Source organism: Aestuariivirga sp. (assembly GCF_020252405.1).
Classification (GTDB): domain Bacteria; phylum Pseudomonadota; class Alphaproteobacteria; order Rhizobiales; family Aestuariivirgaceae; genus Aestuariivirga.
This window is the reverse complement of the sequence record NZ_JADCDA010000052.1, coordinates 1-9,462: the sequence shown is the minus strand read 5'-3', so window position 1 is coordinate 9,462 and position 9,462 is coordinate 1. Positions and strand designations below refer to the sequence as shown.

Annotated in this window: 12 protein-coding genes and 1 other RNA gene; 1 reads left to right on the top strand and 12 read right to left on the bottom strand. The window is 65.3% G+C overall.

Annotated elements, in window-relative coordinates; genetic code table 11:
- Positions 1 to 198: 198 nt before the first annotated feature.
- The 8 genes from IOC69_RS08805 to IOC69_RS08770 form a co-directional block, all read right to left on the bottom strand.
- Entirely contained in the window at positions 199 to 1,029 is an 831-nt protein-coding gene (locus IOC69_RS08805; protein WP_290543171.1) for an ABC transporter permease, read from the bottom strand.
- A 5-nt stretch (positions 1,030 to 1,034) separates the two neighbouring features.
- Positions 1,035 to 2,318 (bottom strand): ABC transporter permease, encoded by a 1,284-nt coding sequence (locus IOC69_RS08800; RefSeq protein WP_290543170.1) that lies wholly within the window; start codon positions 2,316 to 2,318, stop codon positions 1,035 to 1,037.
- Between the two features lie 80 nt (positions 2,319 to 2,398).
- Complete coding sequence (locus IOC69_RS08795; protein ID WP_290543169.1) at positions 2,399 to 3,448, bottom strand: ABC transporter substrate-binding protein; 1,050 nt, start codon at positions 3,446 to 3,448, stop codon at positions 2,399 to 2,401.
- A gap of 260 nt (positions 3,449 to 3,708) precedes the next feature.
- Complete coding sequence (locus tag IOC69_RS08790) at positions 3,709 to 4,545, bottom strand: TIGR00282 family metallophosphoesterase (RefSeq protein WP_290543168.1); 837 nt, start codon at positions 4,543 to 4,545, stop codon at positions 3,709 to 3,711.
- Complete coding sequence (locus IOC69_RS08785; RefSeq protein ID WP_290543167.1) at positions 4,536 to 5,111, bottom strand: 5-formyltetrahydrofolate cyclo-ligase; 576 nt, start codon at positions 5,109 to 5,111, stop codon at positions 4,536 to 4,538. Before IOC69_RS08785 ends, IOC69_RS08790 begins: the two co-directional genes overlap by 10 nt.
- Before the next feature lie 29 nt (positions 5,112 to 5,140).
- Positions 5,141 to 5,303: non-coding RNA, 6S RNA (ssrS, locus tag IOC69_RS08780), on the bottom strand.
- 66 nt (positions 5,304 to 5,369) lie between these two features.
- Positions 5,370 to 5,726 (bottom strand): cell division protein ZapA, encoded by a 357-nt coding sequence (locus IOC69_RS08775; protein ID WP_290543166.1) that lies wholly within the window; start codon positions 5,724 to 5,726, stop codon positions 5,370 to 5,372.
- A 4-nt stretch (positions 5,727 to 5,730) separates the two neighbouring features.
- Entirely contained in the window at positions 5,731 to 6,015 is a 285-nt protein-coding gene (locus IOC69_RS08770; protein WP_290543165.1) for a DUF4164 family protein, read from the bottom strand.
- 195 nt (positions 6,016 to 6,210) lie between these two features.
- On the opposite strand from IOC69_RS08770, the gene IOC69_RS08765 reads away from it, so the two are divergent.
- Positions 6,211 to 6,597, top strand: a complete 387-nt coding sequence (locus IOC69_RS08765; protein ID WP_290543172.1) for a universal stress protein — start codon at positions 6,211 to 6,213, stop codon at positions 6,595 to 6,597.
- Here IOC69_RS08765 and IOC69_RS08760 read toward each other — a convergent pair whose 3' ends face one another.
- The 4 genes from IOC69_RS08760 to rimM form a co-directional block, all read right to left on the bottom strand.
- On the bottom strand, positions 6,598 to 7,419 hold the full coding sequence (locus IOC69_RS08760; protein ID WP_290543164.1) for a class I SAM-dependent methyltransferase: 822 nt from the start codon (positions 7,417 to 7,419) through the stop codon (positions 6,598 to 6,600).
- Positions 7,420 to 7,496: 77 nt separating this feature from the next.
- On the bottom strand, positions 7,497 to 7,895 hold the full coding sequence (rplS, locus tag IOC69_RS08755; RefSeq protein WP_290543163.1) for a 50S ribosomal protein L19: 399 nt from the start codon (positions 7,893 to 7,895) through the stop codon (positions 7,497 to 7,499).
- Positions 7,896 to 7,950: 55 nt separating this feature from the next.
- A complete protein-coding gene (trmD, locus tag IOC69_RS08750) occupies positions 7,951 to 8,658 on the bottom strand; it encodes a tRNA (guanosine(37)-N1)-methyltransferase TrmD (RefSeq protein ID WP_290543162.1) in 708 nt (235 codons plus the stop codon).
- Positions 8,655 to 9,167 (bottom strand): ribosome maturation factor RimM, encoded by a 513-nt coding sequence (gene rimM / locus IOC69_RS08745; RefSeq protein ID WP_290543161.1) that lies wholly within the window; start codon positions 9,165 to 9,167, stop codon positions 8,655 to 8,657. The genes trmD and rimM overlap by 4 nt, the downstream gene beginning before the upstream one ends.
- Between the last annotated feature and the right edge of the window lie 295 nt (positions 9,168 to 9,462).

The following is a 9,462-nucleotide window of genomic DNA, read 5'->3' as shown; positions in this document are numbered from 1 at the left end:
CCTTCAAGGTCGCCCTCGTCGCAGCCATGCACAAGTTCCTCACCATCCTCAATGCCATCATGCGAGACAACACGGAGTTCCGCCACAGCTACTGAAAATCGACAGTTGCTTGTCCCGGGCATCCTTTTCCCGGCCGCCAGAAAAGGATCGCCGGGACACGCCCGGCGATGATGAGATTCTTCGTAGCGGAGAACCGCCTCAACCCGGCGCAACACCCCTCAGCCGTTCCGACCGCCGCCGCAGCAGTTCCAGGGCCACCAGCATCGCGGTCGAGATCAGCACCAGCACGGTGGCCGCCGCGGTGATGGTGGGCGAGATCATCTCGCGGATGCCGGAGAACATCTGCAAGGGCAGCGTGCGGTCCTCGGGGCTCGCCAGGAACAGCACCACCACCACCTCGTCGAAGGAGGTGACGAAGGCGAAGAGTGCGCCTGAGATCATGCCCGGCAGGATGAGCGGCATGACGACCTTGAAGAACACGGTGTGCGGCGCCGCCCCGCAGGAGGCGCCCGCCCGCATCAGCGTCCTGTCGAAGCTTGCGAGCGTCGCCGTGACGGTGATCACCACGAAGGGCGTCGCGAGCGCCGTATGCGCCAGGATGATGCCGAGCCTGGTGCCCACCAGGTCGAGCGAGGCATAGAACTTGAACATGCCGACGGCGGAGATGATGACCGGCACGATCATCGGCGAGATGAGGATCGCCATGACCGTTGCCTTGGCCGGAAAATTGGCGCGCGCCAAACCCAGCGCGGCCAGCGTTCCGAGTGCTGTCGCCAGAATGGTCGTGGCGATGGCGACGAGGAAGCTCATCTTCACGGAACCCGACCAGCGCGGGTTGAAGAAGAAGTCGTCATACCATTTCAGCGAGAGGCCCGGCATGGGATAGGTAAAGAAGCTTTCCGAGTTGAAGGACAGCGGCATCACCGCGAGGATGGGCGCGATCAGGAACAGCAGCACAAGGGCCACGAAGACGCGCACCGCGTAATAGATGACGGTCTCGCCGCGGGTGTAATAGGCGGGAACGGCCATGGCGGTCAGCCCAGCTTCATGCGGTCGATGCCGACCAGCTTGTTATAGACGTAATAGAGGATCAGCGTCGCGGTGAGCAGGATGACGCCCAGTGCCGAAGCCTTGCCCCAGTTGTTTTCGGAATTGATGGCGCGCTCGATGAAGCCGGAGATCATCTGGTCCGTCGGGCCGCCGACGATGGCCGGCGTGATGTAATAGCCAAGGCAGAGGATGAAGGTGAGCAGGCAGCCCGCCGCCACGCCCGGCAGCGTCTGCGGCATATAGACCCGGAGGAAGGAATAAAACGGCGTGCCGCCCAGCGACTTTGCCGCGCGCATGTAGGTGGGCGAGATGGTCTTCATCACCGAATAGATCGGCAGCAGCGTGAAAGGCAGCTGGATATGCGTCATCGCCACCACCGTGGCGAAGCGCGTTTTGAACAGCTGCGGCTCGCCGTTGAGCACGCCGGTGAGGTTGAGGAACCAGGTGATGCCGGTGAAATGCAGGAGCCCGGCGAACACGCCGCCATCGGTCATCAGCACCATCCAGGCCGTGGTGCGCACGAGCAGCGATGTCCAGAACGGCAGCAGCACGAAGATCATCAGGATCGAGGCCGTGCGCTGCGGCGATGTGGCGAGCAGATAGGCCACCGGATAGCCCAGCACCAGCGTGAGCAGCGTGACGAGCAGCGAGATGCCAAGCGTGCGCGCCAGGATGCTCCTGTAGATGGCGCGGTCCGCCGGCACCGCCTCGATCGAGCCGTCAGGCGTCTGCCGCAGGTCCAGCATGGAGAGGATGTAGAAGGGCGTGTAATCGGACGACGAGCGCTTGATGGTGGCCCAGGTCTCCGGCTGGCCCCACACCTTGTCGATGGCGATCACCTGGTCTCTGTAGGGTGCGGCCTCGATGGACCCGATCTTGCGGCCCGTGGCCACCACCTTGGAGCGGATGCCCGACATTTCGTAATTGAGGCGCTTGCCGATCAGCGCCGTCTGCTTGTTCTGCTGGGCGGTCTTCATATCGGCCACGAAGGCGGCGAACACCTCTTCCGGGGGCAGGTCCTTGCCGTCCCAGGTCTTCAGGGCCAGCACCGTCCGCGGCATGTTCTCGGCAACGTCCGGGTCATAGACGGAGTTGTAGAGCATGATGAAAATCGGCACGACGAAGGAGAAGATGATGAAGGCGAAGAGCGGCAGCACCAGCGCCACGGCCTTGAGTCTTTCGGCGCGCCCGGCGCGGGCCAGCGCAACTTTCAGCGGCGTGCCGTCCGCGGCGCGCATGACGCCATCGTTGGGGAGTGCCTGTGCCATGGGCTTGCCGGGTCGCCTTCGGTCGTAAAAATCGCGAAGACCGGGGAGGAGCAACCCTCCTCCCCGGAAATGGGCCATGCTTACTGGGCAAGCCAGGCGTTGAAGCGCTCACGCAGCTCGTCGCCCTTGTCGGCCCAGAACTGCTGGTCGGCGTAGAAGACCGTGTTCAGGTTGGCCGGCGCGGTCGGAAGGTGGGGCAGGATTTCCGGCTTAACCAAGGCCATCGAATCCTTGTTGGACGGTCCGTAGGGAATGTTGTTGGCCTGTTCGGCCTGCTGCTTGGGCTGGCCGGCGAAGGAGACGAAACGATAGGCCTCCTCGAGCTTCGGGGTGCCCTTGGTGATCGCCCAGAACTCCGTGTCCGGGGCCTGACGGTCCCAGATGATCTTGAACGGCTTGCTGTCGGCCATGATCGCCTTGTAGAAGCGCCCGTTCCAGGACGAGGCGAACACCACCTGTCCGTCGGCCAGGAGCTGCGGCCCCTGTGCGCCGGTGTCCCACCAGACGACATCCTTCTTGATCGTATCGAGCTTCTTGAAGGCGCGGTCCACGCCTTCCTCGGTGCCGAGCACCTTGTAGACATCTCCCGGCGCCACGCCGTCGGCCATCAGCGCCCACTCAAGGTTCATGTAGGGGTTCTTCTGCAGGGCGCGCTTGCCGGGATACTTGGCGGTGTCGTACAGCGCCTCGAAGAGATCGGCGGGCTCCTTTGTCTTTGTGGTGTCGAAGGCGACAACCGTGGAATAAAGGTCGGTCGGCAAGCCGCAGTCGGTCACGTCGGAGCCAAGGAAGTTTGCGCGGTCGAGGCCGAGCTTGTTCCAGTCGATGGTTTCGAAAATGCCTTCGGCGCAACCGGCGAGAACCGTCTGGCTGTCGACGCTGACCACGTCCCAGGTCACGGCCTTGGCTTCGACCATGGCGCGGATCTTGGCGATCTCGCCGGTGTATTCGGCCTCGGTGATCTTGTTGCCAAGGGCAATGTAGGGTTCGAACTGCGACTTGCGCTGGGCCTCCTGGTAGGCGCCGCCCCAGGACGTGATGGTGAGTTCGTCGGCCGCATAGGCCTGGGCGGCGCCGAGTGCGGAACCGGCCAGCAGGGCGACGCCGAGCAGAGTAGCAAATTTCTTCATACGACAGCTTCCTCCAAATGGCCGGTCAGCGCCGGCCTGTTGATCAGAAGGGAGGAAGCAAGCCCCGGCCGCGCATAGGCATGCGCAGGTCACAGCGTCGATTTCCTCCCCATTTTACGCTCTGTAGGAGCTGTGGCGGTGTCCGCAACCCTGTGCAAGACCCCGACCCGCACCCTGTTTTTTATAAGCGCTGCAAAAGATACTAACGGCTTTTTCGAAGCCGTCACTAGAGTTTTTCTACGACCAACGCGGAAATTGAGTCATGCCCCGGGATTTTCCCAGGCGGACACCAGCGCCGGTGCGAGCCGCCCGCCGATGCGGATCGGGGCGATCATGGTCGCGAGGCCGGTGCGGTCGTCGGTCTCGACGGCGACACCCGCGACGGTTGCAGGGCCTTCGGCAGGCCGCATGCGCTCGACCGGCAGCTTGCGCAGGAAGCGCTGCAGCGGCTCTGTCTTTTCCATGCCGATCACCGAGTCGTAGTCGCCGCACATGCCGGCATCGCTGATATAGGCGGTGCCGCCGGAGAGGATCCGGTGGTCGGCGGTCGGCACATGGGTGTGGGTGCCGACGACGAGGCTGGCGCGGCCGTCGCAGTAATGCCCGAAGGCCATCTTCTCCGAGGTCGCCTCGGCGTGGAAGTCGATCAGCACGGCATCGCAGGCGGCGCCGAGGGGGCAGGCCTCCAGCTCGCGCTCGACCGCCGGGAAGGGGTCGTCCAGCACCGGTTCGATCATCACCCGGCCCATGGCCTGCATGACCAGCACGCGCTTGCCGCTGGCCGTGTCGATCAGCGCCGCCCCCTGGCCGGGGCAGCCCCCTGGCCAGTTCACCGGGCGCAGCAGGTTGGGGTGGCGCCCGATGAAGATCAGCGCCTCGCGCTGGTCGAAGGAATGGTTGCCGAGCGTGACGGCATCCGCCCCCGCCGCGAGCAAGCCGAGGAAGATTTCCTCCGTGATGCCAAAACCATGCGCCGCATTCTCGCCGTTCACCACCACGAGGTCGGGGCGGTAGCGCGCCTTCAGCATGGGCAGCTCGCGCGCCACCGCGTCGCGCCCGGCCCGGCCCACCACGTCGCCGAGGAAGATCATCCGCATGCGAAGGTTTCCCGCTCGGTCATCACATAGTCGAGCGGCGCGTCGTGGAGGCCTGCCGGCGCCTCCTCCACCATTTGCGCGCCATAGGCCACGCCGATCGCCACAACCTTCTTCAGTGCACGGAGCTTTTCCAGCGTGCGGTCGTAGAAGCCGCCGCCATAGCCGAGCCGGAAGCCCCTGCGGTCGAAGGCCAGCATCGGCACCAGCAGCACGTCGGGCGTCACCTCGGGCGCGGAGTCAAGCGGCGCCGGAATATCCCACGCCCCCGGCGCCAGCGGCTCGCCCGGCGCCCATGCGCGGAACGCCAGCGGCTGCCCCATCGCGATGACGACGGGAAGGCAGGTTCGCCATCCCTCGGCGTGCAGCCGTTCCAGCATGGGAATGGTGGTGATCTCGCTCTTGTAGGGAATGAAGCCGGAGACGGCGCCCGCCGCCATGCCGATCTCCGGCGGCAGCCCGCGCGCCGCCATCATCGCGCCGGCCCGGTCCTTCAGCAGCGCGTGGGCCTCCGCCCGGCGCTTCGATGCGGCCGCGCGCGCCTCGCGCTTCAACTCTGCGATGTCCATCAAATCTCCGGCGGGGAACACGAATGGAGTGGCGGGCCACCATGGGCCGTGAGCGACTTGCGATCCCGGGTCCCTACAAGTGTAGGTGGGCGCCGTGTGGGCAAGGCCACGGCCAAGCCCAGGGACAGCTCCCATTCGGAAACGCATAGGCCCCAGGGAAAAAATGTCAGCTCACGCACCGGGCAGCCCGCCGGGCACTTATTTAGGTGCGATGGGGGTGGATGTCCATGGAGGAAGCCGTCGCCGGACGGGAGGCCCTCACTTCCCCAGATGCCGGGCCAGCGCCTCAAGGCGTTCGCTCGCCACCATCAGCCGCTCGCCCAGCGTGGCCTGGATCTCGAGGGCCTCCATCTGCGCGGCGTTTCTTGCCTCGCGCAAACCGTCCACCTGCTCCTCAAGCTCGCGGACGCGCTCGATCGCCTCAGACAGGCGGTCCGCCACCATCAGCCCCGCCATCACCAGCATGCGGATGTCGCCGACATTGCCGACGCTTGCCTTCACCCGCTGCACTTCGCTGTCGAGAAGCTCCGCGAGGTCGCGCAAATGCGGCTCCTCGCCCTCCGGGCACTGCATGGTGTAGGGTCGGCCGTTCACCTGGACGATCACATGCGCCATTCTCTCACTCCGGCGTGTTCGAGTGCAGAACGGCGCGGATGCGCGACATGGCGGCATCGATCTTGCCCGCGGCCGTCTTTGATGTGTCGACGAGTTCGCCTGCCTTGCCGCGCACCAGGTCGAGTTCATGCGCCAGCCGCGCCCTCTCGCGCTTCAGGGATTCGGCCTCGCTCTCCAGCACCACCAGGCGCGCCTGCCCGTCAAAGGTGCTGCCCACCGCCTGCTCAACCCGGCTGAGCGCCGCCTCGAACCTCAGGAACGCCTCATCCAGTTTCTGAATATCCGCCATCAAAGCCTCTGGTATGATTGCCAAATTCCCTGCCTGCTGCCGGTCGCCACCATAGGCTGATTATGCGACTCAGGCAACGCCCCGGCGCAGGCGTGTCGGTGGCACAGGATATGACCGGTGATCATGTCCCACGCCGCGCTTCCAGGACATCGTGCTGCGCTGCCTTAAGGTGAAGGCGGGCCGCCGCGGACCCTCATCGACAAGCCGCCGGAGCGCGAAGCGGAAGCCTCCGACGCGCCCATTGTCGCCGCCGCCGTCAACCTCGACGACATGACGCCGGAACTGGCCGAAAAGCTGCGGCGCGCGCTGCTGCGCATCATGGAACGCTCGCCCGATGCCCGGCTCGCCGTGCTCAACGTGCTGAAGCTCAACCAGGGCCGCATCACCTATCACGTTCTGGAGGCCGTCGACCCGGCGGAAAAAATCCTCGACTATGCGCGCGTCAACAATGTCGACCACATCGTCATGGGCGCGCGCGCCAACTCGACGATGCGAAAGATTCTGGGCAGCGTCTCCGGCAAGGTGGCCATGGAAGCGCCCTGCACGGTCACCGTGGTGCGGGTGCGCGATGCGGAAGCTTGATCAGCGCTTCTTGGCCTGAATGGAAAAGGCCACCGGCATCTTCGGCAGGCCTTCGGGCAGAACCCACATGCGGCGGCGGCCCTCGACGGGCGCCATCCATGGCGCGAACTGCCATGCCAGACGCTCATGCTCGTTCAGCCGCTCCAGCGTCATCCCGGCATCGATCACCGCGTTGACGACGTCGGAGACCGGGTGCAGCCATTCATGCGTCACGGGGTGGGCGATCCTTGCGGTGTCGCCGGTATAGGTCGTCTCCGCGCTCATGGTCAGCGGCTTGTCCGGCGGGTTGCGCCAGTCGAAGCCGATGCGCAGGCCTTCGGCGGTCTCGTCGATCTGCATGAAGGAGGGGTGGCCTTCGAGCAGATAGAGGCGGCCTCCCGGTCTGAGCAGCGAGGAGGCGACCTCGGCCCAGCGCCGCACATCCGGCAGCCAGCAAATCGCGCCCCAGGTGACATAGACCATGTCGAACAGGCCATTGATGAGCTGGCGCGCATCATAGACATTGCCTTCGACGAACGGCACGTCGAGGCCCGTCTTCGCCGCCAGCATGCGCGCCGCCGCGATGGCCCTGGGAGAAAAGTCCAGCCCCACGCAGCTCGCCCCGCGGCGCGCGAGGCACAGCGTGTCGATGCCGATGTGACACTGGAGATGCGCGATACGCAGGCCGGAGACGTCGCCGATCTCGTCATGCTCAATATCATGGAGAGCGTCCTCGCCCGCGAGGAAGGCGTCGATCCGATAGCCGCCGGCCTCATCCCGGAGGTGGATCTCGGCCCGGTCATCCCAGTTCAGGCGGTTCTGAGCAAAGTAAGCGCCGGTCATGGCGCGGGCTCCCCGAAAAAAAGGGCCGGGAAAAACCGGCCCTTCAGAAATGTTCCGCGGACCGTCAGGCCCTGATCCTACTCGGCGGCCTTCTCACGCGCGGCGGCGAGGCCCATGGCCTTCTGCTTCTCGGCGATGCGGGCCGACTTGCCGGTGCGGCCGCGCAGGTAATAGAGCTTGGCGCGGCGCACCGCGCCACGGCGCACCACCTTGATCGAGTCGATCATCGGCGAATAGACCGGAAACACGCGCTCCACGCCCTCGCCATAGGACATCTTGCGGACGGTGAAGTTCTCGTTCAGGCCGCCGCCGGAACGGGCGATGCACACGCCCTCATAGGCCTGCACGCGCGAACGGTCGCCTTCCTTCACTTTCACATTGACGATGACCGTGTCGCCCGGGCCGAATTCCGGCACGGCGCGCTGGGCGGCCACGACTGCGGCCTGCTCTTTTTCGAGCTGAGCGATGATATCCATGACTGACTGTCTTCCTTAAAGGGTTGGCGGCCTATAGCCCCAACCCGGTTCAAAATCAAATCTTTCCCGGCATGTGGGCCTGCCACAGGTCGGGCCGTCTGGCGCGTGTCAGGGCCTCGCGCCTCTCCTGCTTCCACCGGGCAATCGCCTTGTGGTCGCCGGAGAGGAGAACCCCCGGAATTTCAATACCTTCCCAGAGGTTGGGCTTGGTGTAATGCGGGTGCTCGAGAAGCCCCCCTTCGAAGCTTTCCTCATCGCCCGAGGCCTTGCTGCCCATAACGCCGGGGAGAAGCCTCACCACGGCATCGAGCAGCACGATGGCCGCAGGCTCGCCGCCTGACAGCACATAGTCCCCGATCGAGACCTCGCGAAGGCCGCGCTTCCCGATCACCCGTTCGTCCACGCCCTCGAAGCGGGCGCAGACGATCAGGCAGCCCGGCCCCGCACCGAGCTCCCGCACCAGCGACTGGGTGAGGGGCTGGCCCCTGGGGCTCATCAGCAGCCGGGGACCCTCGGAGGGCGCGGCGTCGATGGCCGCCGCCAGCACGTCGGGCTTCAGCACCATGCCCGCACCGCCGCCCGCCGGGTGATCGTCCACCGTGCGGTGGCGGTCCGTGGCGGAGGCCCTGATGTCGCGGGTTTCCAGCGACCAGATGCCCTGTTCCAGCGCCCGGCCGGCGAGCGACAGGCCGAGCGGCCCCGGAAACATCTCGGGGAAGAGGGTCAGCACGGTGGCGTGGAAGCTGGGGGCCTTGAAGCTCATCGCTCCTCCTCCACGTCGAGATAGCCCTTGGGCAGGTCCACCACGATCCTGTCCTCCGCCGCCTCCAGCACATATTGGGGGGCGAAGGGGATCAGCACCGTGTCCTTGCGGCCCTCGATCTTGACGTCGATCAGGTCGCCAGCACCATAATCCGCCACGCCGGCGATCTCACCCAACAGCGAACCGTCGGCGAGGTGAACGGGAAGGCCGGTGAGATCATGCACATAGACCCCGTCGCCGGGTTCGGGAAGGCACCCGCGCGGCACGAACAGCTCCGTGCCCCGAAGCGCCTCCGCGGCGTTGCGGTCCGTCACACCCTTCAGGCTGGCGATGAAACCATCCTTCCGTGTACGGAGCTTCGCGATCTCGATCTTGCCGCCCGCCGCCGTTTCCAGTGGCGAATAGGACGCAATGGCGGCGGGATCGGCGGTGAAGCTCCTGAGCTTCACCTCGCCCCTGATGCCGTGCGCGGCCGTGATGGCGCCGACGAGAACCATTTTGCGTTTCAAGGTCTTCCCTTTCCCTTCTCCCGTCGGCGCAGCCGATGGGAGAAGGTGCCCGAAGGGCGGATGAGGGCTCTTTCCACCAGCACGACTCGCGGTGAGAGGCCCTCATCCGTCGCTTCGCGCCACCCTCTCCCATTGCTTCGCAACGGGAGAAGGAAAGAGTATCCGTGATGATCAAGCGATTTTTTTCTGCCAGGTGGCGCGTTTTTTGAGGAGTGCGTTGGCGAGGACGACGAGCTTTCGCATGACGGCAGTGATGGCCTGCTTGGGAGCTTTTCCGATGGCGATCAGCTGTTGG